The organism is Streptomyces sp. NPDC054834 (assembly GCF_053611185.1).
On the sequence record NZ_JBSGZV010000016.1, the window covers coordinates 1 to 24,311 of the forward strand.

The following is a 24,311-nucleotide window of genomic DNA, read 5'->3' on the forward strand; positions in this document are numbered from 1 at the left end:
TCGACGCGGAGAGCCTGGACGCGGCCCATGCCGTGGAGATCCACAACGCACTCGCGGCTCGGGAGGACCGGGGCGACAGCTGGCACCTGGCCGACGTCCTGCTCAACCGAGGGCACCGACTGACCGCCTACGCCGCCGATGACGCCCACTTCCAGCCCCAGGACCCGCCGGGTTGCACGGCCTGGGTCCAGGTACGCGCCGAGTCCCTCGAGCCGACAGCGCTTCTGGCCTCCCTCAAGGCGGGCCACTACTACTCCAGCACCGGACCCGAGCTGCACGACATCCGGCTCGACGACGGCCAGATCACGGTGCGCTGCTCGCCCGCGCGCAAAGTGTTCCTCACGGGAGGCGCCCCGGGGGCACAGGTGAGGGAGGGCGAGGCTCTGACGGAGTGCTCGCTGCCCGTGGGGATGTTCGGCCAAGGGTTCTGCCGGGTCACAGTCGAAGACGCTGCCGGGGGCCGCGCCTGGAGCAATCCCATCCACCTGAACCCGCGTCCCGCCACCAAGCCGTAGCCACCATCCGGAAACCCTCACCTTCCCGTCGAGTCCGAAGAAAAGGATCCGCACCATGCTCTGGCCCGCACTCCGCGCCCTCTCTCATGGGGAGCTGACCTCCGACCAGCTGCAGTGGCTGATCGGCACCTTCGACCTCACGGAGTCGCCCCGCACCGAGGGGCCCGGCGCGGCGAAGAGCGTCGCGCACCGCTCCTTCACGGATGACGAGGGCGTCGGCCTCATCCTGGACCTTGCCCGAACCGGTGAATCCGGCTGGGTGTTCACCTTGTTCCACACCGGACAGCAGCCGTCCGCCCGCACCGTCGAAGAGCACCGGGCCCTGTTCCGCGACGCCATCGACCGGCTCGGCCTCACCCTGATCGAAGTTGCTCCCGCCGCCACCGCCGCGGAGGTCCTCGTCACGCCCCCGGCAGCCGACACCCCCGACTCCGCCATCGGCGCCCACTGGGACCTGCCCTCCGACGAGCTGGACCACGTGTGGCCGCACGTCGGCCTCCGCGCGGACGCCCCGCGGGAGGTGAAGGAGATCAAGCTGCGCGAGCTCATGCTCACCCCCGCCTGGTCTGCCGCCCCCGCAGCGCTGCGCAGTCAGGCGGAGGAGTTCCTCCGCGGCGACTGACCCAGCGCAGACGGCCCAGGCGCGGCCGAGAACAACAGCACGGAGAAAAGCAGAAGAGGGGGACTCGTTGACCGAGCAGCCGACCAATGAGACGGGCGGGGCAGACACTGCCCCGCCCCCGCCGCTGGGATCACAGGAGCGGATCGATCACCAGCGGATCGGTGAGGCGCTGCTGACCGACGACGGCCGGGTCACCGAGACCCCCCAGGCCAAGACCATCGCGATCCAGGCGCTGGCCGAGCGCATGCGGTCGTCCACGCCCGAGCTCGTCCTCGCCTCGATGGGCTTGGTCGTCGGTAACGACATGGCAGCCCACCTGGGCAACGGCCGGTACGCGCTGGTCCCACACAACGAGCGGTACCCCTCGATGGGGGCCGACGTCCTCCACGTCGACGAACTCGACCCGGCCAATCCCCGGCACGCCGCGGACCGGGTGGTACCCATGGACGCCCCCCAGGCCGAGACTCTGATCCGCATGATCGCGGTCAGCGAGCTGATGGGCTCCTGGGCGTACGGCTCCAACAACAACGTGCGGGTACTGGCGCTGCAGCAGGCCGCCCAGGAGGAGTTCGGCCTCACCGACGTACTCGAATGGCGGATGGACCCCAAGACCGCGTTCGCCGTCGGTCTCGAACTCGACTACAACCGCGACGCCCTGCGGGACTTCCTGCGCACCCAGTACGAGATGACCCAGGAGGTCCTCGCCGCCCGAGGCGTCACCGAGGTGCTCTCCTACCGGGCGCTGAGCTGGCCCGAGGGGGCCGCGCAGCCGGACTGGGCGGCCCTGAACGTCGGCGACACCTTCGAGGCTCGTCAGAGGCCGCTGGCGAGCTGGTCGGCGGACCGACAGATCGTCGCCAACTGGCTGGAGCAGCGCCAGGGACGCGGCGTGATCCTGGTAGCCCGCCAGCCTGCACGGGACATCCTGTCCCTCCCGACCACCGGCATGGGCTACCTCGCCCAGAAGGAATGGGTCACGCTGCCGGGCGACCACCGGGCCACCCTGGACGGCCTCTACTCCGGCACCGCCCAGGTGGCCCCCGCCCAGCAGACCGCGGCCAGCCATGTCTCCCTGGGTGCCCCCGCTCTGGGCGATGCCCCGGACGACCTGGCGGAGACGCCGACGGCGGTCCAAGAGACCGGCGCCCGGTGGCGGCCCTCCGAGATCACCGGTCGACTCGACGCCGCCGATCCACTCGACCGTCACATCATGCGGATCCTCGAGGGCGAGGAAGAGGTACCCGCCTGGTGGCCGCAGGACGACTCCGGCTATGCCATCACCAAGCGCGACCTCGACTTCCTCGGCATCAGCCCGGTCCAGATCAAGTGGCTGATCACGGGCGAGGCGCCCATGGGTATGACCCCGGAGCTGTACCAGCAGTTCGGTACCGAGATGCTCCAGGCGCTGGAACGCGACGGCATCGACCCATCCGCGGTCGACATACGCCTCAAGGGGACTGGCTCCGGATTCTTCTCCGGGATCCACAAGACACTGCCGCGCGAGGAGGAACTCGCCGGCAACCCGCTGGCCGTCGAGCGGCTCCAGGAGTGGTTCGGCGACGACCAGAACCGACCCCTGCGCCGCCCGTACGACGCCATGTGGCGCCTGGGCCTGGAACCGGAACCCAGCGACTTCGACCTCGACATCAACAGCACCGCGATAGTGCGGGCCGCCCGCACGTACTGGCTGGCCAACCACCCCGACCGCTACGCGGGCGACTTCATGGGCGGCCACGGGTACCTGGACAAGCAGACCGCGTTGGGCACCCTGCCGACACTGGCCGAGTGGGTGAGCAAATGGGAAGGGAAGCTGGGCAGGCCGCTCTCCCTCGGCGTCTTCGAATCCAGCGGACCGTTCGACGCCACCGCCATCGGCCGTAGCCTGTCGTCCCACTTCCTCGACAGCGACTGGATCATCCACCGCCCCGACACCCCCATGGCCTGGCACACACCCAGATCCAGGCTCCCCGACCCGGCCAACGCGCCAGAACTGACGCGGCAGAGGAGCATCACTCCCCGCCCAGAAGACGAACAGCGAGACGAGCCGGACGCGCAACGGCGGGCGGTGGACGCGGACGGTATGCGGACCCAGTCGACCCCGGCGGGACAGGAGGAGAACGACCGGCGCTCAACGCCCGATGAGACCGGGCCGAGTGTGCCCCGCGACACCGCCAATCCGCTTGCACTGCTGAGCGACGACGACCTAGCCCAGCACCAGACCAATCTCACGAACGCTGCCCAGGCCCTGGCCGAACAGGCGGCCACCGCCGCCGCGACTGCCCAGGCGCTGGCCGACCGGTACGAGCAGGACGGCGGAGACACCGTAGCCCGGCTCACGGCCGCCGGCGCGGAAGCAGACCTCATCGAGCGAGCCAGAACCTCGGCCGCCGAGGACCTCTCCCACAGCCGTACGGCGGCACAGGCCGCTCAGAACCAGCTAAACGACATCAACAGCCGTATCCAACAGACGGTCCAGGAGGCCGAGCGCCGCGCAAGCCTGACACCGCAGGCAGCGCAGGCCGAACGGACCGCCCGTCAGCAGTACGCCGCACAACGGCCGACGCCTCACCCCCAGGCGCCGCCTCCCGCGCCGAAGATCACTGGCCCGGAGGGGCCGTCCCGCGGCGGAACCTCTCTCTAGAGTTCCAGGCCGTCCCGTCCCCGCCCCCGTCGTCCTCCACGTCGGGAAGGGGATGGGCCCTGAGCCACTGCACCACCACGTCCGCCTCCTTGCCGCGGCCGAGCTGGAACAGCGCCCGCGCCTGGAGCGCCAGCACAGGGTGCAGGCGAGCGGTCACCTCCTCCGGTACGAAGTCGGCGAAGGCGCGGTAGATCTCCACCGTCTCGCCCGTCGCCGCCAGCACGCCCTCGATGTCGCGCCACAGCCACAGCAGCGAGGCGTGGTCGGACAGGGCGGCGGCGAAGGGGAGGTCGTGGACGAGGGGCTGTGCCGCGCGGAGGGCGCGCCACCGGTCCACCGCCCTCCCGGAGGATTCCAGGGCCTTCTCCGGCTGGCCCGCCGCGACGAGGAGGTGTGCGAGGTGGAGCTCGCACCGGGCCTGGTCGGGCCCGTATACCTGGGGGTCGGCGGCGGCCAGCCGCCGCCAGCCGTCCAGGGCTCCGGTCAGGTTGTCGATCCCTTCCACCACCTGCCCTTCCTCTCCCTGGAGGACGCCGAGCCGTGTCCCGAGGACGGTGGTGAGGTGTTCCTCGAACACGTCGGAGAGACCGATCGCCGCTCGGTGCCGGCCCATCGCGACCGCCTGTCGCAACGGCTCGACCGCCTCGGGTCCGCGGCCCAGTTGCTGGAGCAGGGTGCTCCGGTTCATCAGGGCAGACATCAGCCAGGGCTCGAAGCCGGCCGGGTCGGCGCGGGCGAGGTGGCGCATGTGCTCGATGGATTTCTCGCTGGCGTCCAGGGCCTCCTGGAGCCGTCCGCACGCCAGCAGGCGGACGCCGAGCTTCTGCAGGGAGTTGGCGAGTAGCACGTCGGTGGCCGGCGCCCTCGCCGTCAGCCGGTCCCGCAGGTCCACCTCCCGGCGGAGGACCCGGATCGCCGCCTCCCCCAGCCCCGCCTCCCAGAGCCGCGGCTCCAAATCGTGCAGCCGCCAGGCGATGTCCTCCCAGTCGTCGGGGTGGCCGTCGGCAGTGTCGGCGAGCCGTTCGACGGCGGCCAGGGCTTCGTCGATCACCACCCGTGCTTCACCGTCCCGGCCCAGGGCCAGCAGGTCGTCGTAGAGGCCCGGCAGCATGCCGACGTAGAGCGAGGCATACGCGTTGTCCGTCTCGGCGACGGCGCGCAGCGCGCCGGCCGCCCGCTCCTGGAGGCGGACCGCCTCCTTGTGCTGCTCGGCTTGGCTCAGCAGTCCGCCCAAATGGCTCAACGCCAGGGCGTGCGACGCCCGCGCGTGGACGGAGTCGTCCTCCGCCAGGCGGCGTTCGGCCGAGGCCACCTTTTCCTCGGCGACCCGCAGGGTGAGGGCGTCCAGGCCGCTGTCGCCGTACGGGAGGACCAGGTCGAGCAGGGTCAGCGCCGTCGGGTGGGGGGTGGTCCGGTCGAGTGCCGCCAGCAGTTCCCGCTGGATGCCGTGCGTCCGCTCGGTCCGGCCCCGCTCCCACTGGGCCGTGGCGGCGCGGACGAGCACGGTGAGGAGCCGGGCCTGCTGATCGGGGGAGCCTTCGGCCAGCAGCGCGGGCAGCGGGAGGGGGATTTCGGCGTCGAAGAGGAGGTCGCAGACGTGGAGTTCGCCGACGCGGTCGGGTTCGAGGGCGCCCCAGTAGCGGCCCGGGCCGGGCGGGTAGAGGGAGCGGAGCCAGGCGGCGACGTCGCCCGCCCGGTGGGCGGGGATGCCGAGGCCCTCACGGAGGGCGGTCACCGCCTCATCCCGGTCGGCCGCGCCGCAGAGGGTTGCCACGGCCACCGCGGCGCGCGGGACGGAGTCCGCGAGGCCGTCGAGCCTCAGGCCGCTGTGTGCCCAGTAGCGCTGCTCGTGGCGGAGGAGCACGGCGGCGGGGTCGTCGCCGTAACCGGCGGCCCGGACGGGTGCGGTGCCGTGCTGCAGCAGGGTGGTCAGCGCCGCCGTCTGCAGGCCGAGCACCGAGTCGTCGCCGTCCCCGTCTCCGTCCAGCCCGGGCGGGGGTGCCAGCGCGGCGGCCAGTGAGGTCCAGCCGGCGGGCGGCCGGCCGGGAAAGCCACCGACCCGGTCCAGGGCGAGGGCGAAGTCGGTGACGGCGTCGGTGAACACCGCCGCGCGCGCTCCGGGCGGGCCGCCGGCGGGGGCCAGCGGGGCGAGGGCGGTGACCTCGGCGTCGGCCAGGATCTCGTCCGCGTAGGGCTCACCGATGCCGTCGCGGCGCCAGCCGCCGTCGGCGCGGGCCAGGAGCAGAACCCGCGCCCGGTGGCGGGTGGTGCGCAGGTGCTCGACGAGGCGGCGGACGAGGTGCGGGCGGGTGTCCGCGTAGTCGACGACGAGCAGCAGCGGGAGCGCGGTGTCCAGGGTGCGCAGCTCCTCTTTCGTCAGGTGGCGGTCGTACAGCGACCGCAACAGGTGCCCAGTGACCCAGCCCTTGGCACGGAGTTCGTCGGCCAGGCGCTGGGCGAGCCGGGTCTTCCCCTGACCGCCGCCTCCGGTGAGCACCCGCACCGAGAAGGATGGGGAGGGGGAGGCGCACCACTCGTTCAAGTCCCGCAGTTCGTCGTGCCGGCCGCGGAACCGGACGATTTCGGCGTCCGCTCGCAGCAGCATGGCGGGGGACGGCGGGTCCTGTTCATGGGCCGCCGGCGCGAGCAGGTCGTGCGGTTCGACCGGTTCCAGGAGCGGCTCCCACTCGGAGTGCTCGGTGACCAGCCGGCGGAAGTCGGTGTCCTTCAAGAGTTCACTCGCCCGGGTGGCCGTGAGTAGGACGCCGCCGGTGGCCTGCCGGTCCTGGCCGACCACCCCGAGGATGAAGTCGCCCTCGGCCGTGACGGCGGCCCCGGAGATCCCCTTCCAGGTTTTGTCGGACGCCAGCACGACGGGATCGTTGCTGCTCACCTCGTAACGCCCGGTCAGGGACCCGGGGCCGGGGTGGACGGCGCCGTCCAGCTGCCGGTCGTCGCGGTCCTCGGTGTCGGGGTCCTTCTGCATGCGGGGGTAGCCCACCACCGTGACCTTGTGCCGGCGGGTGCCGATGAGTCGGCCCCAGCGCTGCGGCGGCCGGCGGGACGGGTCGCCGAGCGACGGGGGCGGTGTCCAGCCCTGTCCCTCGTCCACTTCCACCAGGGCGGCGTCGACCGCGCCCTCCTTCCGGTACCAGCGCACCTGGCCGGTGTACTCCTCCGTGCCGGCGTCCGGCCGGCGGACCGTCAGCCGACCGGACGCCGGCACGGAGCCGCCGTCGCTCAGGATGTGGGCGGCGGTCAGCACGAGGCGCGGCCCCACGAGGTAGCCGGACCCGAAGAGCGGCGCGACGCCCGCCCTGTCGTACAGGCGGATCTGCACCCGCCGGTCAGACTCCATCAGCGGCTACGCCCTGTCTCCCACGTCCACCGGCTTGCCGTCGGACGACCGCGGTGTGAGCCGCACGGTGACGGTGTGCGTCCCCTTCTCCACCCGCTCCCACCGCCCGCCGAGTCCGGCGACGGCGAACCGCAGCCCGCCGTCCGCGCCCCGGGTCCGGGTCAGCTCCATGCCGAGCTCCACCGTGATCTCCCCCAGCCCGAACCGCACCCCGTCGTCCCCCTCCGGCCCGGCGATCCTGACCCGAGCCTCCACTACCTGCTCCCGCAACAGCGCGATGGCGTCGGCCAGATCGAGCCACTCTCCGTCCCGCCCCCCGCTGCCGCCGCTACCACTCCCGCTTCCCATGCGCGTCTCCCTCAGCCGTGTGTCGCCCTGGGAGCGGAAGATAGTCCGGCGGCGCGCCGGTTCTCTCCCTTTTGATGGAACCTCCTTCATACGGAAAACGGGGGCTAGTGTGCCGCTCCCCACGTGTTCGTGATCAGCCCCCAGGTACGGGTCCGCCCCCGTGGAGAAGGTCGCCGACAGCGCGGACCGTCCGCGCGGTGCCGGACGTGTCCGCGGGCGGCCTACTTGGCTTCGGCTCGTCCGAGCGAGTCGGGGCCGGAGCCGGTCGCCAGCGCGTCGCGTGCCGTCTGCCAGGCGTTGGTCGCCGGGCAGAGCTCGGTGCGGAGGTAGGCCGCGGTGAGGCGCGCGACGGCGCCGACCCGCTCGGGGCTCTCGTCTGTCGTCTCGGCGACGTCGTAGCCGGGGATTCCGCCGAGCCCGTGCCGCGCCGAACAGGGTGAGCAGGGACTTGGGCCCCGGGGCGAGGGTGTAGGGGTCGGCGTGCCAGTCCGGACCCATGTCCGTGAAGTGCCGGGAGTCGTCCTCGTCGCCAGCGACGACCAGCGCGGGCGTGATCATCGTGAAAGGTCGATGGTCCCGAAGACCGGCAGCATCCCGCAGACAGCGCCAGCATCACCGCCCAGCACGGGGTGACGCCGAGGTGAGCCCAGAAGCCGCCAATAGTTGATCTTGGAGGGGTCGGCCCTTCCGCCAGGCGGCGGGGTCGCGTTCGGCGACGTGCCGTGCGACCGCGTCGACGCCGGGGCGGGCGTACCGCTCCAGGGAGCGGACCGGCCGGGCTACGGACTCCGCTCGCCGTCTCGCTCACGGCCGACGGCCTTGTCCGCGCGCTACTCCCGGACACCCCGCTGAACGGCGGTCTCCTCGCCGCGAAGCCGCTGGAGCACTCGATGATCGTGGCCCGTCTCCGGGCGGGGCGCAAGGAGAAGGCAGTTCAGGGCGGGTACGCCTACGGCGCCCCGCCCTATGGATGGCAGGCCGTGGCCGGAGAACTTGTCGAGGAGCCCGTCGAGCAGGTCGGTCTCTCCCGGGCGCGGGAACTGCGAGCGGCGGGTGCCTTCCTCCGTGAGATTTGCCGCCGGCTTGAAGCGGAGCAGATCCGGCCCCGTCGCAGCGATCGATGGCACCCAGAGGCCGTGCGACGGATGCTCCAGCACGAGGCGTCGTACACCCTCCGGTCGCGTTCAACCTGAGACCGCGTGTCGGTCGAACGCTGGCAACCCTGCCAGCTGGACCAAGTTGGGGCAGGAGTAACCAGGCCAGCCGCTTCCCGGCCGGGCCGCTCGTGCCGCAGCCGGTACATGCGCTCGCGGTGCCGGAGTCCCTGAGCGTTGTCAGGTCTTCCAGCACATGTACGCGATCAGTCCGCCGCCCACAATGATGAAGAGCAGGGCGCAGCTGAGTATCTGTCGGCCCTGCTGGTCGGCCTGGCGCTGGTAATGCTCGGCCATCCCGCGGGCCACGCCCCGGGCTATCTCGTCCTCGCGCTCGCTGCTCACGCTCCCCCTCCGGGCCTGGTGGCTCCGATTGGAGCCGCTCAGTTCGATCCGAACGAATGTATCGGGTGGCTGACGATCACGTGCCGTCGAGTGGATGCCGGATAAAAGCTCCCCGTCTCCCGACCAACGTGCTGGGGTCGTTCCGGCCTCACGTATGCCGGTAACAGCGACATCGCTCTACCCGTCGGGCATGCCCTCTCCGGACGGCTCGGGTCTGTCCAACTCCCTATGAGCTGTAAGGCCCACCGGCCGTCGTAAGGGCTCCTGCCGGATCCGGACCATCTGCTCACGGTGCCGGAAGTAGTCGCGGTAGAAGTCGCGCCGGTGCTCGGACTCCTGCGGCAGTGCCGCCGGCACCAGCGCCAGGAGCACCCCCCCGAGGTAGACCCACCAGGGAGCATGGACGAACGCCGAGAGACCGAGCGCGGCACCGCCGCCGACCAAGCCGGCGACCCGCGTGGGCAGACCGGGAGGCTGGCGGCTCACCGCTTCCTCCTCGGCGCCTGGGCACGTCGTGAGGCATAGGCGAGAGCTGCAGGAACACTCACCTTCCCCGAGTGCGCCGCGCGGAGCACCTTCTGCCGGAACCGGTAGATCGAATTCGCCACCGCGCCACGCGAGATCTGTAGACGGTCGGCGATCTCCAACTGTGTGTAGCCCTGGAGCACCAGCGCCAACACCGCCCGGGTCTGTCGAGGCTGCCCGCGCAGCATGTCCAACACCACGCCGCCGCTGTCCAGGTCGTCGCCGTTGCCACCGGCCACGGACCGCACGAACGCCTCCGGATCGAGGAGAGCGGCCTCGCTATCCGCGACGCGCTGACGCTCCCGGCGCCACTTCATGTACTGCGGGCGGAACTCCCAGGCACAGCGCCCGATGAAGTACGTCATCAGGCAGCCCGGCCCGTTCTCCCCCTGATGCAGAGGATCCCACCCACCCTCGATCAGAGCCTTCTTGCGGAACGACCGCAGCGTCTCCACCAGGATGCCGACGGCCAGGATGTCGCGCTGCTCCTTGCTCTCGCGCAGCAGGTGACGGTCCCCCTCGGCGACTCCGAAGGGATGCCCGGCACCCTTCCACTTGATCTGGGATTCCGTGATCAGGGAACCCTGGCGCAGCATGCCGCTGAGCCGGGGTAGTGCGGCGGCAGCGAAGTCGTTCTCGAACATGTCGTACCGCGGCCCCGCGAACTCCACGCGGCGCAGCTCCGCGACGAGCGCAGCGTCGCGGGCCACCTGCGGTGCCTGGTCGCCGGGCGGGTCGAGCTGGAAGTCGTTATCAGAGACAGACAACAGCTCCCCCGTGTTGTTGACTGGTCGCCCGTCAATCCCACTAAGAAGAGGGGGCGAGCACTAGTCTCCTTTTGATATCTCATCGGTCACGACCGCTGCTATGTGGACTTCACATCGCAATGTCACGCGCCCCGCAAAAAAATTTTGCGAGCCCCAAATAATGCAGTCGCGCAAATCGTCGGGCAGCCCCCGGACGGCGAACCGCGCAGGTCAGCGGGGTGCGGACTGAGGGGCGTCCCGATCCGGGCTCCGGACCCTGCGGCCGGGAAGGACTCCATCGGGCTGTCCGCGTCAGCCCACTCAGCGGTAGTCGTCCCAGGACTCGCCACCAGTTGCGATCCGCCTCTACCCCGCGCCGCCCACCACGCGGCATGCACAGCATGGACTCCAGATAAGCTCCCCATATCGCGGTTCCATGGAAGATGCGTAAATCCGGTGAACGGGGCCTCTCATGTCAGATGGTCAGAACGCGGTCGAACCGGTCGTCGTCCCAGCCGCGCCGGCCCGGCCGGAGGGGTACGACACCGCGACCCGGGCCGCGCTCGACCACATCGACCGCCAGGCCGTGCGCACCGTCGCGGACGGCCGTCCGTCGAGCACCCGCAGAAGCTACGCCCAGGACTGGGCGAGCTAGACGAAGTTCTGCGCCGCCTCCGGGGTGCCGGTGCTCGCGGTCACCCCCGGCACGCTGGTGATGTTCGTCGAGTGGCTGTGGACCCAGCCCGGCGGGAGGAAGGGAACGTACACCGCGCCGTCGACCATCGACCGGCGGATCTCCGGCACCGTGGTCTCCGCCCGCGCCGAGCACGGGGTGCGGCTGGAGGACGGCGTCGCCCGGCTCGCCCGCAACCGGCTCAAGCAGCTGGTGAAGGAGATGGAGGAACAGGGGGAGACCCGCGGCCGGGGCCAGGCCCCGCCGCTCCTCGTCGAGCACCTGGTGAAGATCAGCGCCGCCTGCCCGGACAACCTCACCGGCATCCGCGACCGCGCCCTGGTGCTCATGCACTTCGCCGTCGCCGGCCGCCGGCGCGAACTCGCCTTCAACCGGGTGCGTGACTACGCCGAGACCCCCGGCGGCATCCAGGCCGACCTGCGTGTGTAGGGTCCGCCCCCGTGTCGTCCCGGTCCCCTACGGCTCCCGGGCCTCGATCTGCCCGGTGAGGGCCTGGCAGGCGTGGAAGGAGGCGGCCGGCCTCACCGACCCGGACGGATACGCCTGGCGCCGCCTGCACAACCGCTGGCACACCGTCCTGGAGGGCGGCCTGCAGCCCGAGTCCATCGGCGACGTCGTCACCCGGGCTGGTAAACGCGCGGGGATCGACATTCGCTTCACCGGCCACAGCCCCCGCCGCGGACTCGCCACGTCCTCCCGCCTGAAGGGACACGACCAGATCGTCATCGCCAAGCAGGGCGGCTGGGCCCCCCACTCCACACTCCAAGGTCCTCGCCGGCTACCTCGAAGTCGTGGACCACTGGGAGGACAACGCCCTGCTCGGCGTGCTGTGAGCCGTGTTCTGCGCGCGGCTGTACGTCCGCTGAAGTGGCGCATCGCATCGCAGCCTGCCGCGCTGCTCAGGTGAATAACCGCGAGCAACATACGCTCACTCACTTGAAACGGCGGAGGGCCGCACGCGGTGACGTGCGGCCCTCCGAGGCTTTGGCGTGCTGGGGATGTTACCGGCGCAGGACGGCGGCGAGGCCCCAGGCCGCCGCGGCGACGGTGCAGAGAGTGAGCCCGGCAGCGACGTTGCCGGTCGCGAAGAACGCGAGGGCGAGGGCGGTGAAGCCTGCGGCAACGAGACCGTGGAAGACAGTGCCCGGGACGGACCGGCGGAGGGTGTGGGCGAGATCGCGGCGGCGCTTGTGGCGGCGCTGGCGGGCGACCTGGCGGACACGACCGCGGACGGCCCGGGTGTCGTTCTTCTTCTTTACGAGGTTGTTCCTGGCCGCGTCGAAGAGCGCGTCGAGGTCGACCTCGGGGGTCTCGGCGGCCTCGACCTCGGCGGTCTCGGTGACCTTGGTCTCGGGGGCGGGGGTGGCGGCGGCCATGGTGGCTCCTGGTGTCCTGACTCGACTGACGCCCTGTACGACGAAAGCCGGGACCCGGCTGTGAAAGCGCAGGTCCCGGCTCGGTTGTGTGTTTGTCTCGCAGGCCTCTTTCTCTGGGTGCCTAGACGCCGGTCTCGGTCGAGTAGACCGCCGCCTTGTTATTTCCTTCGGGTAGTGGGTGCGGTCGGGCCGTCGGTGTCCGCTACGCCCTCCGGGGTGCGGTCGGCTTGGGCCACCGGGATGCCCGGGCGGCGGCAACCACTCGGTCGTCGGTCAAGCGGGGGTCGTCCCAGATCGCGACGGGCGTGCGCGCGTCCTCGATCCGACGGAAAAGCCTGCTGTACGCGCCCGCCAAGATGGCGATGACGGTGAGCGCCCAGCCGCGCAGGTGATTGAACACGGTGTGCCTCTCCTTGCTCCGTGGTAGGTGGTCGGCTTTCGAGTGCGGCCGGGTGCCACCGGCCGGTACTGCGGTACTGCGTGTATTGGATAGGGGGCGCCGATCGCTCGATGTCCCCTTTCGGGCCGGCGGCCGTCCGATGCGGCCTCGGAGGCGGCCGTCGACCCTGAAGGGGAGACCTGCTACCGCCCGTCTTCCAGGAGGCTGCGCAGACGCTGGTTCACCTCCGGGTCGTTGAGCGCTTCCTCAACGGCCTTCTGGGCCACCGAGAGATCCTTGCGGACGGATGCGTGGCTGATCCCCAGCGCCTCGGCGATCTCCGGACCACTGAGGCCCCCGTCGTAATAACGCAGCGTGTAGGCGACGGCCTGACGCTCGGTCAGGACCTCGGACAGGAAGCCCAGAGTGATCATCTTCCGCTCGTCGGCGAGCACCTCGTCGCTGTGGTCGACCGCGGGCTGAGGGAGGGCGGCGAGGCGGACGAGGGCGACTGCCTCGGCGGCCGCGCGGCGCAGCTGGTCAGTCGCGGCGTTGCGGCAGACCCGCCAGATGTACGCGTCGACGTTGACGATGGTGCGCGCGTCGATCTTTTCGAGGCGCTCGGCGAGGTCAACGGTGACCTGTCCGAAGACGTCCTCGACGTAGCGCTCCGGAAGCTTCCACCGAAGGATGGCGTACCACTGGCGGCTGCCTGTGTGGAGGCGGTGCAGGATCTCGGCCTTCGCCTCGGCCTCTGTGCGCTCGCGCTTGCCTGCGAGCGCTTGACACAAGCCGGGGAACTTACGCCGCCTGGGCGCCGGGATAGATCCCGATCCCGTACTCTCAACCGTCACGTTCTTCTCCATGCTCAGGGGACCGGGCGACACTTCGTTGTGTCCGTTCGCCCGTTGCGTCCCAACACCGTCGACGTAGTCGACGTATGGGGCCAGCAAAGTGTGAAATGCCTGGTCGAGCGTCAGGAACGGCCAGCCCTCCCTAGGCCCGCCCCAGCGGGGCACCGCAAACAGCGCCGAGCCTGGAAGGACTTGATGAGGTGTGACAGCACCTCTGCCCCGGCGCCGGGCTGAACGGCGCGGCCTGCGCCTTTGGCCGGTCGGCCCCGTCCTGATCCTGACCTTCACCGCCGCGCTCCTCGTGGCCGCCACCGTCTACTCACGTATCGGGGAACCCGACGACACAACTCCGGTACGCGCAAAGTCGTGTGACGGATACTCAGGAAAGACCATGACAACTGCGGATCTGTCGGTCACAGTGAGCACCACGACCCGTCAGCCCGCCGCCGACCGGCCCGGCCGGCTCGACCCCGCCACCGAGGCCCAGCTCGACCACGAGGCGACCGCCCACGTCGAGGCCAACCGCCCCGAGCGCACCTGCACCGGCTACGCCGCCGACTGGAACGCCTGGCTCAGGTTCTGCGCCGAGGAGGACCTCCGCCGGCCGCCGGCCGCACCGGCACCCGCGTGGCGTTCGTGTAATGGTGCTGGCACCTGCCCACCCGGCCCCCGAAGCCCGGCCAGCAGCCGGGCAAGCTAACCGCCCCTCCACCATCGACCGCTCCGGGACGCCTACGGCTATCACCAGTTCGAGGACCACGAGTGGGGGCGGAAGTTCCGCGCGTTCCTGCACGGTCGGGCGTGGACGCACGCCGAGGGGCCGGTGGCGCTGTTCAACCAGGCGGTGGGCTGGCTGCGCCGCAACCGGGTGCTGCTGCCCGGTGTTTCGGTGCTGGCCCGGCAGGTGGCGGAGGTGCGGGGGTACGGCGGAGAAGCGGCTGTACGCCACGGTGGCCAAGGCCGCGCACCGCGCGGACACCTCCTTGCCCGGCGACCTGGTGGCGCTCGGGAGTCGGCCGCGCTGGGGGCGGTTTCTGGGGGCAAGCGGGTGCTGGCGGCGGTGAAGCGGCTGCCTGCGCTGGCCCGGCGGAAGGTCAGGCAGAAGCCGCTGCTGCCCCGCGAGATCGACGGCAAGCTGGTGCCGCCAGCGTGGAAGCGCGCGGTGTACTCCAACCCCGAGCTGCCGGGAGGGGCGGTGGACCGGGACGCGTACGTCGGGCTCGGGGAACATCGGTACAGCGGTTATCGGTGAGAACGATCATGGTCAGAGCGTGAGGGCGCTGACGCGGTTCTCGTACTCGCGGCGGGCCTTGCGCTGTGCCGGGATCACTGGGGTGTCCGGGGTGCCGTCGACGCGCAGACATCCCTCGTTCCCTGAGCCGAAACTGAAGGAGAACCCGGTGACACCGCCCGTGCCTGAGTACCTCTCACCGCTGCGATGGCGGTGGATTCTGCTGACCACCCAGCGCCAGGAGGTGCGGTTCCTCTACTGGCCACCGCGACGCCCGACCGGACACCGCCGCATCCGGATGTTCGACCGGGAGGGGTACGACGTCGGCACGCTGGTGTGGGTGGTGTGCGACGCTTGCCGCGTCGGCAGCATCAACAAGATCTCCATCACCATCGAGCATCAACGCCAGGGCCTCGGGCGACGCCTGATCCGCCGGGCGCTCGCCGACGGCCCCGGCTACACCTGGCAGACCACCGGCCAGTCCCCGGAGGCCAAGCAGTTCTTCCCCGCCCTGGAGAAGGAGTTGGGCGTCGCGTTCCCTGCGTACGGCGGAGCCTGCGAGCACCTCGCCTCACCGCCCGGCTACCGGCTGCCTACTCCAGGCCGTCGCCCGCGCCCTGTCGTGGACCGCAACATCTGACAGGGCAGTGACCGGCCCGACAACCATGATCAAGTGATTAGCGCTAACGGCTGTTCCGTTGTTCCCCGAGGCCGTGTTACCTCAGACGGGGGTTAGGGCGTTTCTCTCGGATCATCGGATCGTTGGTCAGGCGTGCCGTTGTGTGACGCCCAATGGGCGCGGATTGAGCCGCTGCTACCGGACCGGACGCCGAAGCGCGGCGGCCGGTGGCGTGATCACCGGCAGGTGATCGATGCGATCGCGTGGAAGTTCCAGACCGGCTCCCAGTGGGTGCACCTGCCTGAGCAGTACGGCTCGTGGAAGGGTGTCTACACCAGGCTGCGGAACTGGGCGATCGACGGCACCTGGGAGCGTGTCTTCACCGGTCTGCTCGCCCAGGCCGACGGAGAGGAAGACCTGGATTGGGTCGTCGCGGTGGACTCCACCATCGTGCGTGCTCACCAGCATGCTGCGGGCGCCCGCAAAAAGGGGCCGCAGCCGGCGAACCGGACGATCATGCACTTGGACGGTCGCGCGGCGGCCTGACTACGAAGGTGCACCTGGCCGCCGATGGCCGATGCCGACCCTTGGCCTTTGTCCTCACACCTGGCCAGGCTGGGGATGCCCCGGCCTTCGAATCTGTCATGGCCGCCCTTCGGGTGCCCCGCCGCCGCGGACGGCCCCGCACGCGGCCGGTGCTGGTACTCGCAGACAAGGCGTACTCGTCTCGCGCCATCCGCACCCATCTCAGACGACGTGGGATCCGTGCCGTGATTCCGATCCCGGCCGACCAGCAGGCCCACCGCGCACGACGCGGCAGCCTCGGCGGCAGGCCACCCGCATTTAACCGAGAGGCCTACAAGCAGCGGAACACCGTCGAGCGGTGCATCAACCGCCTCAAGCAGTGGCGGGGCCTCGCCACCCGCTACGAGAAGACTGCCACTGTCTACCTCGCCGGGCTCCATCTGGCAGGCATCTTCATTTGGTCTGCGCGATGACAAGCAACCAGGATCGGTCAGAGACGACCATGCTCCGGGACGAGCGTCTCACACCGATCACACAGCACGAGGTGGACCCGTCGGCTCTCACGCAGTGAACCTTCGGCAGCACAGCGCTCACAGATGCCCTCACTGCGGTCAGCGAAGGCATCAGTGACAGCATGAAGGCGCGAGTGCTCCGCATCTGTCCAGTTGCCGCCAGGCTTCCACGGCCGCGGGAACGCCTGGAAGGCCAGAGCCCCCCATTTCTGCTTCACGGCCAGGAGCTCGTACTCCGGGAACTCCGCGACAACCGCCTGATGGCACTCAAACACCAACTGCCGCCAGCCAGGACCCACGTCGACGTCATAGGACGGGTCTCGCAGGTGCTGCCTGATCGGCTCCAGCACATCGCCTGAAGCCGAGGAAGTCTCCACCATCCAGCCCCCTCACGCAGCAACGGACCCCGATCCTACGATCCATGGCTTGCCCGACGTGATCCATAAGAGAAGCCCTAGCCGCGCAACCCCATTGCATGTGGGGCACTTCACGGTCGAGAAGGAGCGGAGGGCAGGCCTGGCGTACGGTGACGAGCGCGTCCAGCGCGGTGGTGTGGAACCGGTGTACCGCTGTGCGGCGCGGCGGCGGTGCTCGGTTGCCAGGCGCTTGGCCTTGCGCCGGACCCGCTCACCGAAGCCCTCCGGCTCCGTCGCGCCGGCGGCGGCCGCGGCCTCCGTCCACGTGGTGCCCTCGCCGTACCCGTACGCGAGCACCACGGGCGGTGCCGCCCCTACGCCGGGTGGCTCGCTCGGTCAGCCGGACTGTACGTGGTGATCATTGCGCGGTCGGGGTGGGGCGGGGCGTGCTTCTGCGGCGGTGATCCGGAGGCGTGCCATGCGCTCGCGGTGGCGGAGCCAGTCCCGCCATACGTCGCGGCGGTGCTCGGATTCCTGCGGCAGAAGCTCCGGCAGGACACCGATGAGGGCACCGGCGAGAGTGCTGAGCACCACCGCCCATCCGGGGATGCCGACGTAGTACTTGGCGGCCAGCGCCAGGGCGCCGAGGCCGACGGGCGGGACGGTCCGGGTGAGGAGGCGGCGCCTGGCCGGGCGGGAGGTCATGTCGGTGGTTCCTTCGAGCTCGGAGGGCGTAGACGCGCCGGGTGCGCGTGCGGGGCGGAGCGTGCAGCAGTCCCAGCCCTTACGTCGCGGGCAGCGGATCTGACAGTGCCGAAGAATGGAGGAGCACAGGGTTAGCGGCGCAAGCCCCGGCGGCGGAGCTCATATTTCACACGAGGAAATCCGCATTCAATGCCTGTGGCCTGTGGCTTTGCCGCCCTGTGAGGCTTGAATCCCGGCCTCTACCCCGCTAAAGGGTTAGCCGCGCAACTCCCCCTCGATACTGGTGGTCAGGGATTCGCCAGGCGGGTCTGCCGCTGGGTGAGGCGGCGCTGCTGCTCGGCGGCAAGGCGTTTGGCCTTCCGGCGGACCCGCTCGCCGAAGGCCTCCGGGTCCGCGGCGCCAGCGGCGGCCGCGGCCTCCGCCCAGGTACTCCCCGCGCCCGCCGCGTACGCGAACACCACCCGTTGCTCGGCCCTACTCATGCCGCGCAGCAGGGCGTTGAGCCGCTCGTCGTCGAACACCCCGCTGGCCGTCAGTGTCAGCAAGTCGACGTCGATGTGGGCGGCGATCAGGTCGTGAAGGGACAGTCCCTCCCCCAGTTCCGCGTCCAGGGACAGCACCCGGCCGTGCCGGGTACGCCGCCGCCAGACCGGCACCAGCTGCCGGTGCAGCAAGCGGGCCTCAGCTCTCAAGGTGCTGAGAGCGGCGGTCGGCAGGTGGCCAGTGCGAAACAGGGGGGAGATCCAGTCCCCGAGCAGCGCGGTTGAGACTGCCTCCCGCCACCGTTCGCTGCGCGGCAGTATCAGGATGTCCTTCGCGACCCCGTCAAGTGCCTCCGGAAGGAGGTTGGGCTCGTTGGCGCCCTCGCTCACATCGCGGCGGACCTTGATGGCCGCACTCAGATCTTCGCTTCCGGAGCCGACCGGCGGACCTAGGTCCGGCGCGATGGGGAGGGACGCCACTTCGTCGGGGAGGATCCGGCGTATTCCATCCCCGCTTTCCTGGTAGATCAGCATGCGAGGGTCGTTGAGCAGGGCTGAGACAAAAGCGTTCTCGGATTGCTCGATCGTCGGCAGATCTTCCGTACTGGGCGCGGCAGAGATGGCGGCCATCCGCGAGGCCTCCGGCACGTAGTAGGGGATGGGGAGGGGCGAGGGATGGAGTGGATGTACGTCTGCCGCCGGTGGGTGGTTCACCTCTGTGTACCTTTCGTAATGGGCCCTTTCCTTGACGGTCAGGAGCACGACAGCGGGGCCCGCTGCTGGGTGAGGCGGCGGTGCTGTTCGGCGGCCAGGCGTTTGGCCTTGCGGCGGACCCGTTCGCCGAAGGCCTCCGGGTCCGCGGCGCCGGCTGCGGCTGCGGCCTCCGTCCAGGTGGTTCCCTCGCCCGCCGCGTACGCGAACACCACTCGTTGCTCGGCCCCACTCATGCCGCGCAGCAGGGCGTTGAGCCGCTCGTCCTCGAACACCCCGCCCGTCGTGGGGGACAGTAGATCGACGTCGGTGGCGACCAGGTCGTGCAGCGACAGCCCGCCCAGGTCGGCGTCCAGGGACAGCACCCGCCCGTACTGCGTCCGTCGCCGCCACACCGGCACCAGTTGCCGGTGCAGTGCCCGGGCCTCGGCCCTCAGCGCGCCGAGCGCGGTAGAGGGCAGGTGCCCGTTCTGCCACAGTGGGTCGCACCACGAGCCGACCAGGGCTGTTGACACGGCCTCCCGCCACCGCTTGCTCCGAGGGAGCACCAGGACCCAGGTGGAGAGGCGGTCCAAGGGGTGGTTGCCGAGTTCGCGCTCGATCGGATAGCGCTGCGGCTCTGAGTGGGTCCAGCCACGGGAATCCAGGGACTGCAGCAGGGCCGGATAGGCCCATGACAGCGACTTCGGCGCGGTCTGGTATCCCAGACGGAGGCCGTCGTCGGTGGTGGTGACGTACGTGGCGCCGGGGTGGGTGCGTAGTACCTCGTCGTAGACCCCGGGTGGGATGTGGAAGTGCGACTCCTGGCTCGGCTCGTCTTTCACTGTGCGTTGCTCCTTACATGAGCGGCCTGTTCACCTCTCGGGCCTGGGGAATGGGGCGATCGGCAATAAATCTTGGGCGTTGTGATGTGAGCTGGATCACGGGGCCGTGATGGTGTCCTGCGGGTCGAGGAGCCCGGCGAACTCGCGGTCGGCGACGGTGGCGTGGCGGTGCTCCTCGGCGCGGGCGCGGTGGTCCGTGGCCTGGTCGGGTTCGAGGCGGCCCAGCTCCTCGAGGAGGCGGGCAGCCTCGTCGTGCACGTCGGCCCGGCGGTGCAGCAGCGGGGCACGGGCGGCCGGGGCGGCGCCGTCGGTCGTCACGGTGCGAAAGCGGGCGTGCAGCAAGCGGATCTCGGCGTCGAGGTCGTCGAGGCGGTCGCGGATGGCGGCGGCGCGTTCCCGGCGGGCGCGTTCGGCGGCTTCCGCGCCGGGGAAGCGGACCGCGTCCAGGCCGGAACTGAAGGCGTCGGCGGCGTGCTCGGGGTCCTGGCGGGCGTACGCGGCGTCCACCGCCATCGCGGCGTCCAGCGCGGTCAGGCCGCTGCTGCCGCGCAGCGCCATGCGGCCCGCGGCCGCCCAGGCCCCGGTGTGCGGGGACCAGCGTTCGTGCGCGGCCTGCTTGGTGATGCCGGCGGCGGTGCCGAGCTGGGTCCAGCTGGCGCCCTCCTCCCGTTCGGCGACGGCGGCCTGCTCGATGAGCGTGTCCAGCCGCTCCCTCAGGGCCAGGGCGCGGCGCAGGCGGTCGCCGGGCGCGGCGTCGGGGTCGAGCGGGAGCAGGTCGTAGGCGAGGTCGCCGAGCTTCTTCGCGCACAGCGCGAAGGACACCCGGGCCTCGTCCCGGGGGGACAGCGCGGACGGCGGGGCCGGGGGGAGCGGCGGGAGGACGGTGTCGGTCATGGCGGGTCAGGTTATCCCTGACCCGCCATCACATCAGGCCACGCTTGACGGCCCGTGTCATCAGGTTGCCCCTGACCATCTCCTGCCGTCAGGCACTGCCTGCCCGTGCCACATGTCTGGCACGACCTGACGCTTTCTGGTGCGTCAAGTGAGTCTTGATGACTTCCATCGTCAGGACAGACTTGCCCCAAGGTCGGTGTCAGGTGTGGCCTGACGGACGGTGCGGGGGTGCCGGACCGGGGTGTCTCGGCTCGGATAATGTGCCCGGTATCCGAGCCAACGGAGGGTCTGAGCTGCGGTGTTGTCGTAATCCAGGCGAAGCGGGCTGGTGACCTGCCGCCTGGCCGCGGCGGAGTTACCAGCCCGGGCTGATGACACCTCAGTCCGTTCGTACTCCAGGGCTGGGCATCTCATCTTTTCCGCCGTACCGGTGGTCCTTCCCGGGCGGGGCGCCGAGCCGCGGGGATGCTCGACCAACGCCGCGCTGTGCTGAATGGTATGGGCAGGAGATGGTGGTCGCGGGCCACACGGTGGGTGTACGGCATGGGTAGGAGATGGTGGTGGCGGGCCACACGGTGGGTGTACGGCTTGGGCAGGAGATGGTGGTGGCTCCTTGTGGCGCTCGGCGGAGTCGCCGCCGCCGGTGCAGCACTATGGCGCGTCCCCTGGTGGATGGATCACCAGTACCTCAACACCCACCTGTCGCCAGCTGTGGCGACCACCGTCACCGGGGTACGCACTGCCATGGTGGCGCTAGGCGCCGGCGGTCTGGCGGTGGTCGGCATCCTGTACACCCACCGCACCTGGCACCAGGCCCGCGAAGGGCAGGTCACCGACCGGTACACCAAAGCCATCAGCCAGATCGCCTCGGACAAGCCGGTCGAGCAGCTCGGCGGGATCTACGCGCTGGAGCGCATCATGTGGGATTCACCGAAGGATCACACCACCATTGTCGAAGTCCTCGCCGCGTTCGTCCGCGGACAGGCCCTCGCTCCCCCAAAGCCCTCTCCGTCTCAGCGCCTGCGCATCGCCTTCCGACCCCTGCGGGCCGGACGGCCACCGCAGTTGGGCGAGCCGGTCCAGGCAGCACTGACCGTGCTCGGCCGACGCCCCCAGGATCGCAGCGAGCCCTTTCAACTGAAGCTGCGTGGCACCGAACTGCGTGGTGCGACTTTGGACGACGCGTACTTGGACGGAGCAGACTTGAGCGGGGCGCACCTGGAGGGCGCGCGCCTGACCCGTGCTCGCTTGACCAAGGCCGATCTGAGCGGGGCGCACTTGGAGGGCGCGTGGTTGGAGCGTGCTCGCTTGGACCGTGCAGATCTGAGCGGGGCCCGCTTGGAGAGCGCGCACCTACGTGGGGCCAACTTGATCGGCGCAAACCTGCGTCGGGTCCATCTGGAGAAAGCGGACCTGGTCGGGGCGTGGTTGGCGGGGGACTTCACCGATGCCCATCTGGACGGCGCGAACCTTGCCGCTGCGCACCTAGACAGCGCCCAGCGTCTGACAGTCAAACAGTTGGTGGCTGCCCGACCCATGAGCAGCACTCGTCTGTCTCCCCGCTTTGCTGAGGATGCCGCGGTTCAGGCGCGGATCGCTGAGGTGGACAAGGAGTTTTATGCGGAGTTGGCCGAACGGAGGAAGGACAGTCAGGAAAGTCCTGAACCATGACGTGAGCCCCTTTGCGTTGACTCAGGCCGTGCCGTGTTCCAGGGCGCTGGCGAGGTCGGTTGCGAGGCCGTAGCCGGGGCTGTCCTCTAGCAGTTGCTTCCGCTGGTTGTAGCGCTGAGTGGTGCGGCTATCCTTGTGGTCAGCCCAGCGCTGGACCTTGTCCGGGCGGGCATCCTTCTTGGCCAGGGCGTGAGTGATGGCGTCGCCCTTGGTGCCGTGCGGACCGCGCACAGGCAGCCCGGCGCGCTTGGCCAGCGACGCGCACAGCCGCCACACCGCCGGTTCGTCCAGCTGGCCGCCGCTGGCGGTGCAGAACAGCCAACCCTCGGTGCGGCCGTCGAGGTAGTCCTGCAGCGCGTCCCAGGCCACCGGCGGGATCGGCTTCTTCTTCCGCCCGCCGCCCTTCATCTTCTCCAGCAGCAGCACCCGGTGCCCCTTGTCGTAACCGAGGTCCTCGACCCGGGCGTTGAGCAGCGAGTCGATGCGCAGGCAGCAGGTGTAGAGCATGAGCAATAGCGCGTAGGCGCGCTTGCGATACGCAGCCACGCGGTGGTGGTCGCGGGCGGTGACCAGGAGCGTGGCCCACTCCTGCTCGGTGTAGCCGGGGGTGGGGGAGTAGTCCGGGTCGATGTACGGCCGCTGCACCGCGTCGAAGGGGTTCTTTACCCCGTCGTCGCTGACCTTGTCCAGGTAGGAGAAGAAGGAGGAGGCCGCCGACAGGGCGTTCGCCCGCGACGCCTCCGAGTACAGCTTCCCGGACCGGGCCATCTCGCCGCGCCGGCCGCCCTTGACCCGCACCCAGGTGGGCGTGGTCTCCAGGTACAGGCGGAAGGTGTCGGCCAGGCCGAACTTCACCGCCATCGGGTGGGCGCCGTGCTCGCGGGTGAACTCCTCGAAGACCTTGAAGCCGCGGGCGTACGCGCGCTGCGTGTTCGCCGAGCGCTGGTGGGCGATCCACCCGGCTGCGAGCGTCGGGAGTGGGTCCTCCTGCCCGTAGACGTCGGCGAGGAAGTCGTACAGCTTCCGGGCGTGCGCTGGCCACAGGTCGCGCGGGTCGCGACGCAGGGTGGAGAGCGTCACCCGGGGTGAGCGGACCAGTAGTGTCGTGGTCACCGGCGCTCCCTCGAAGCGTCGCTCGGCGGTCCGTCGGCAGCAGTCGAGATGGGGCCCGGACAGTCGAAGCAGAAGGTCACCCGATCGCCTGTGGCCAGGTCGACGTCGTACACCAGGGCGTGCCGAGTGCACCGGGGGCAGATTCCGGTGCGTCCCTCGTCCTCAGGACCGTTGAGGAACGCGTAGGCCATCATCTCCATGGTGGTGAGCACCGCGCCGCAGAAGAGGCACCGGTTCGTTCCCCCCTCGGCGACCATCGCCAGCTGCTCGCAGTGGGGGCAACGGACGGTCCGCTCCTCGCGGCCCTGCAGGTCCCCGTTCAGCCGCCGCAGCCGCTGTGTGATGAAGGCCCGCACGCGCGTCAGCCTGTCGCGGACACGGACCATGTCCGCTCCGATGGCGTTGGCCTCGTCCAGTGCCAGGCCCGGCAGCAGGACGTCGTCCAGGAAGCGGACCAGGAAGTCGAGCACGCGTCCGGCCCGTGCTTCGACGGCGTGGGCGCTGTGGGTGAGGCCGTAGTGCTGCAGGGCGTTGCGGTCCCGGCCGAGGTCGCCGAGGGCCTCGTCTTCCTTGGCCGTGATGGTGATCCCGGCGATGTTGCGGAGCCGGGCCACGGCCTGGGCGAGGGTGCAGCTCTTGAAGTCGCCGGAGCGGTAGGCCCGCTCGGTGGCCTTCCCCGGTTCGTCGAAGACCAGGCTCCAGTGTTCGCGCACGAGCCGTGTCTTGAGCAGTACCTCGGCGGCGGCGTGGAGGTGGAGCACCGCGTACTTGATGCCGCGCGGGTCCGTCCGGTCGAAGCCGAGGTGGTCGACGGCGCTGAGGAGGTAGTCGACTCCGTTGCGGATGGGTGGGAAGTCGAGCTGAGTCGGGCTTGCCGCCGGCACCCTGGCGGATGCCACCTTCTCTTCCGGCATGTCGGGTGTTTCACCTGATTGCGGGGCGTTCCGATCCGGCGTCAGCATAGTACAGGATAACCGTAATTATCCTGTGCCTTCTTGTCCCGGTAGTCGGTGGAGCGCGCGGGCTCCGCCGGGCAGGCCCGCCAGGACATCCCCGACGCCCGCGCCGCCTCACGTGCCACGGTCGTCGCCCCGGCCACGCGCGCCCCCGC

26 protein-coding genes and 3 pseudogenes are annotated in these 24,311 nt (G+C 70.2%); 12 read left to right on the forward strand and 17 right to left on the reverse strand.

Annotated elements, in window-relative coordinates; all coding sequences use genetic code 11:
• The 3 genes and pseudogenes from ACWGJM_RS22115 to ACWGJM_RS22125 form a co-directional block, all read left to right on the forward strand.
• Positions 1 to 515, forward strand: a pseudogene (locus ACWGJM_RS22115) (phosphotransferase); the annotation flags it as partial.
• A gap of 55 nt (positions 516 to 570) precedes the next feature.
• On the forward strand, positions 571 to 1,137 hold the full coding sequence (locus tag ACWGJM_RS22120; protein ID WP_453413396.1) for a hypothetical protein: 567 nt from the start codon (positions 571 to 573) through the stop codon (positions 1,135 to 1,137).
• A 67-nt stretch (positions 1,138 to 1,204) separates the two neighbouring features.
• Positions 1,205 to 3,778, forward strand: coding sequence for a hypothetical protein (locus ACWGJM_RS22125; RefSeq protein ID WP_453413397.1), 2,574 nt, complete (start codon positions 1,205 to 1,207; stop codon positions 3,776 to 3,778).
• Here ACWGJM_RS22125 and ACWGJM_RS22130 read toward each other — a convergent pair.
• The 4 genes and pseudogenes from ACWGJM_RS22130 to ACWGJM_RS22145 all read right to left on the reverse strand — a co-directional run bounded on the left by ACWGJM_RS22130 (position 3,735) and on the right by ACWGJM_RS22145 (position 8,611).
• Positions 3,735 to 7,136: a trypsin-like peptidase domain-containing protein gene (locus ACWGJM_RS22130; RefSeq protein WP_453413398.1), complete on the reverse strand. Its 3,402-nt coding sequence runs from the start codon at positions 7,134 to 7,136 to the stop codon at positions 3,735 to 3,737. The genes ACWGJM_RS22125 and ACWGJM_RS22130 overlap by 44 nt on opposite strands.
• 6 nt (positions 7,137 to 7,142) lie before the next feature.
• Positions 7,143 to 7,484 (reverse strand): trypco2 family protein, encoded by a 342-nt coding sequence (locus tag ACWGJM_RS22135; RefSeq protein WP_453413399.1) that lies wholly within the window; start codon positions 7,482 to 7,484, stop codon positions 7,143 to 7,145.
• A gap of 221 nt (positions 7,485 to 7,705) precedes the next feature.
• Positions 7,706 to 8,137, reverse strand: a pseudogene (locus ACWGJM_RS22140) (chlorophyllase); the annotation flags it as partial.
• Positions 8,138 to 8,314: 177 nt separating this feature from the next.
• The gene (locus ACWGJM_RS22145) at positions 8,315 to 8,611 is read right to left on the reverse strand and encodes a hypothetical protein (protein WP_453413533.1); all 297 of its coding nucleotides are present in this window, start codon (positions 8,609 to 8,611) and stop codon (positions 8,315 to 8,317) included.
• Here ACWGJM_RS22145 and ACWGJM_RS22150 point away from each other — a divergent pair.
• The gene (locus tag ACWGJM_RS22150; RefSeq protein WP_453413525.1) at positions 8,555 to 8,677 is read left to right on the forward strand and encodes a hypothetical protein; all 123 of its coding nucleotides are present in this window, start codon (positions 8,555 to 8,557) and stop codon (positions 8,675 to 8,677) included. The two genes, ACWGJM_RS22145 and ACWGJM_RS22150, sit on opposite strands and share 57 nt — an antisense overlap.
• 141 nt (positions 8,678 to 8,818) lie before the next feature.
• Here the strand turns inward: ACWGJM_RS22150 and ACWGJM_RS22155 are convergent, their stop codons facing one another.
• From ACWGJM_RS22155 to ACWGJM_RS22165, 3 genes are all read right to left on the reverse strand, one after another.
• Positions 8,819 to 8,983 (reverse strand): hypothetical protein, encoded by a 165-nt coding sequence (locus ACWGJM_RS22155; protein ID WP_390741472.1) that lies wholly within the window; start codon positions 8,981 to 8,983, stop codon positions 8,819 to 8,821.
• Between the two features lie 177 nt (positions 8,984 to 9,160).
• The gene (locus ACWGJM_RS22160; RefSeq protein WP_453413400.1) at positions 9,161 to 9,469 is read right to left on the reverse strand and encodes a hypothetical protein; all 309 of its coding nucleotides are present in this window, start codon (positions 9,467 to 9,469) and stop codon (positions 9,161 to 9,163) included.
• Complete coding sequence (locus tag ACWGJM_RS22165) at positions 9,466 to 10,275, reverse strand: RNA polymerase sigma factor (RefSeq protein WP_453413401.1); 810 nt, start codon at positions 10,273 to 10,275, stop codon at positions 9,466 to 9,468. The genes ACWGJM_RS22160 and ACWGJM_RS22165 overlap by 4 nt, the downstream gene beginning before the upstream one ends.
• A gap of 451 nt (positions 10,276 to 10,726) precedes the next feature.
• Here ACWGJM_RS22165 and ACWGJM_RS22170 point away from each other — a divergent pair, with 451 nt between their 5' ends.
• Genes ACWGJM_RS22170 through ACWGJM_RS22180 form a run of 3 tightly spaced genes read left to right on the forward strand, consistent with a single transcriptional unit; the run spans position 10,727 to position 11,855 of the window.
• Positions 10,727 to 10,909, forward strand: coding sequence for a hypothetical protein (locus tag ACWGJM_RS22170; RefSeq protein ID WP_453413402.1), 183 nt, complete (start codon positions 10,727 to 10,729; stop codon positions 10,907 to 10,909).
• 30 nt (positions 10,910 to 10,939) lie between these two features.
• Positions 10,940 to 11,377: a hypothetical protein gene (locus ACWGJM_RS22175; protein WP_453413403.1), complete on the forward strand. Its 438-nt coding sequence runs from the start codon at positions 10,940 to 10,942 to the stop codon at positions 11,375 to 11,377.
• Between the two features lie 55 nt (positions 11,378 to 11,432).
• A complete protein-coding gene (locus ACWGJM_RS22180) occupies positions 11,433 to 11,855 on the forward strand; it encodes a hypothetical protein (RefSeq protein WP_453413404.1) in 423 nt (140 codons plus the stop codon).
• Between the two features lie 94 nt (positions 11,856 to 11,949).
• Here the strand turns inward: ACWGJM_RS22180 and ACWGJM_RS22185 are convergent, their stop codons facing one another.
• The 3 genes from ACWGJM_RS22185 to ACWGJM_RS22195 all read right to left on the reverse strand — a co-directional run bounded on the left by ACWGJM_RS22185 (position 11,950) and on the right by ACWGJM_RS22195 (position 13,569).
• Positions 11,950 to 12,324: a hypothetical protein gene (locus ACWGJM_RS22185; protein ID WP_453413405.1), complete on the reverse strand. Its 375-nt coding sequence runs from the start codon at positions 12,322 to 12,324 to the stop codon at positions 11,950 to 11,952.
• A 202-nt stretch (positions 12,325 to 12,526) separates the two neighbouring features.
• A complete protein-coding gene (locus tag ACWGJM_RS22190; RefSeq protein ID WP_453413406.1) occupies positions 12,527 to 12,724 on the reverse strand; it encodes a hypothetical protein in 198 nt (65 codons plus the stop codon).
• A 182-nt stretch (positions 12,725 to 12,906) separates the two neighbouring features.
• Positions 12,907 to 13,569 carry an RNA polymerase sigma factor gene (locus tag ACWGJM_RS22195; protein WP_453413407.1) on the reverse strand — a complete coding sequence of 221 codons (663 nt, stop codon included), beginning with the start codon at positions 13,567 to 13,569 and terminating at the stop codon, positions 12,907 to 12,909.
• Positions 13,570 to 13,948: 379 nt separating this feature from the next.
• On the opposite strand from ACWGJM_RS22195, the gene ACWGJM_RS22200 reads away from it, so the two are divergent.
• The 4 genes and pseudogenes from ACWGJM_RS22200 (at position 13,949) to ACWGJM_RS22215 (ending at position 16,405) form a co-directional block, all read left to right on the forward strand.
• The gene (locus ACWGJM_RS22200) at positions 13,949 to 14,257 is read left to right on the forward strand and encodes a hypothetical protein (RefSeq protein WP_453413408.1); all 309 of its coding nucleotides are present in this window, start codon (positions 13,949 to 13,951) and stop codon (positions 14,255 to 14,257) included.
• A 9-nt stretch (positions 14,258 to 14,266) separates the two neighbouring features.
• A pseudogene (locus ACWGJM_RS22205) lies at positions 14,267 to 14,773 on the forward strand (DUF4158 domain-containing protein); the annotation flags it as partial.
• A 184-nt stretch (positions 14,774 to 14,957) separates the two neighbouring features.
• Positions 14,958 to 15,428, forward strand: a complete 471-nt coding sequence (locus ACWGJM_RS22210) for a GNAT family N-acetyltransferase (RefSeq protein ID WP_453413409.1) — start codon at positions 14,958 to 14,960, stop codon at positions 15,426 to 15,428.
• A gap of 132 nt (positions 15,429 to 15,560) precedes the next feature.
• Positions 15,561 to 16,405 (forward strand): IS5 family transposase gene (locus tag ACWGJM_RS22215; protein ID WP_453413410.1). Its coding sequence is split into 2 segments (ribosomal slippage): positions 15,561 to 15,902 and positions 15,905 to 16,405, totalling 843 coding nucleotides; the frame shifts between segments, so codons are not numbered across the junction.
• A 17-nt stretch (positions 16,406 to 16,422) separates the two neighbouring features.
• Here ACWGJM_RS22215 and ACWGJM_RS22220 read toward each other — a convergent pair.
• The 5 genes from ACWGJM_RS22220 to ACWGJM_RS22240 form a co-directional block, all read right to left on the reverse strand.
• Positions 16,423 to 16,824 carry a hypothetical protein gene (locus tag ACWGJM_RS22220; RefSeq protein ID WP_453413411.1) on the reverse strand — a complete coding sequence of 134 codons (402 nt, stop codon included), beginning with the start codon at positions 16,822 to 16,824 and terminating at the stop codon, positions 16,423 to 16,425.
• Positions 16,825 to 17,196: 372 nt separating this feature from the next.
• A complete protein-coding gene (locus tag ACWGJM_RS22225) occupies positions 17,197 to 17,505 on the reverse strand; it encodes a hypothetical protein (protein WP_453413412.1) in 309 nt (102 codons plus the stop codon).
• Between the two features lie 287 nt (positions 17,506 to 17,792).
• Positions 17,793 to 18,617 (reverse strand): hypothetical protein, encoded by an 825-nt coding sequence (locus ACWGJM_RS22230; protein ID WP_453413413.1) that lies wholly within the window; start codon positions 18,615 to 18,617, stop codon positions 17,793 to 17,795.
• Between the two features lie 122 nt (positions 18,618 to 18,739).
• On the reverse strand, positions 18,740 to 19,522 hold the full coding sequence (locus tag ACWGJM_RS22235) for a hypothetical protein (RefSeq protein WP_453413414.1): 783 nt from the start codon (positions 19,520 to 19,522) through the stop codon (positions 18,740 to 18,742).
• Positions 19,523 to 19,618: 96 nt separating this feature from the next.
• The gene (locus tag ACWGJM_RS22240) at positions 19,619 to 20,416 is read right to left on the reverse strand and encodes a hypothetical protein (protein ID WP_453413415.1); all 798 of its coding nucleotides are present in this window, start codon (positions 20,414 to 20,416) and stop codon (positions 19,619 to 19,621) included.
• A gap of 615 nt (positions 20,417 to 21,031) precedes the next feature.
• On the opposite strand from ACWGJM_RS22240, the gene ACWGJM_RS22245 reads away from it, so the two are divergent.
• Entirely contained in the window at positions 21,032 to 22,087 is a 1,056-nt protein-coding gene (locus tag ACWGJM_RS22245) for a pentapeptide repeat-containing protein (protein WP_453413416.1), read from the forward strand.
• A 21-nt stretch (positions 22,088 to 22,108) separates the two neighbouring features.
• On the opposite strand, the gene ACWGJM_RS22250 is transcribed toward ACWGJM_RS22245, so the two are convergent.
• Both ACWGJM_RS22250 and ACWGJM_RS22255 read right to left on the reverse strand, forming a co-directional pair.
• Positions 22,109 to 23,200 (reverse strand): tyrosine-type recombinase/integrase, encoded by a 1,092-nt coding sequence (locus ACWGJM_RS22250; protein ID WP_453413417.1) that lies wholly within the window; start codon positions 23,198 to 23,200, stop codon positions 22,109 to 22,111.
• Complete coding sequence (locus tag ACWGJM_RS22255; protein WP_453413418.1) at positions 23,197 to 24,114, reverse strand: hypothetical protein; 918 nt, start codon at positions 24,112 to 24,114, stop codon at positions 23,197 to 23,199. The genes ACWGJM_RS22250 and ACWGJM_RS22255 overlap by 4 nt, the downstream gene beginning before the upstream one ends.
• Positions 24,115 to 24,311: the final 197 nt, after the last annotated feature.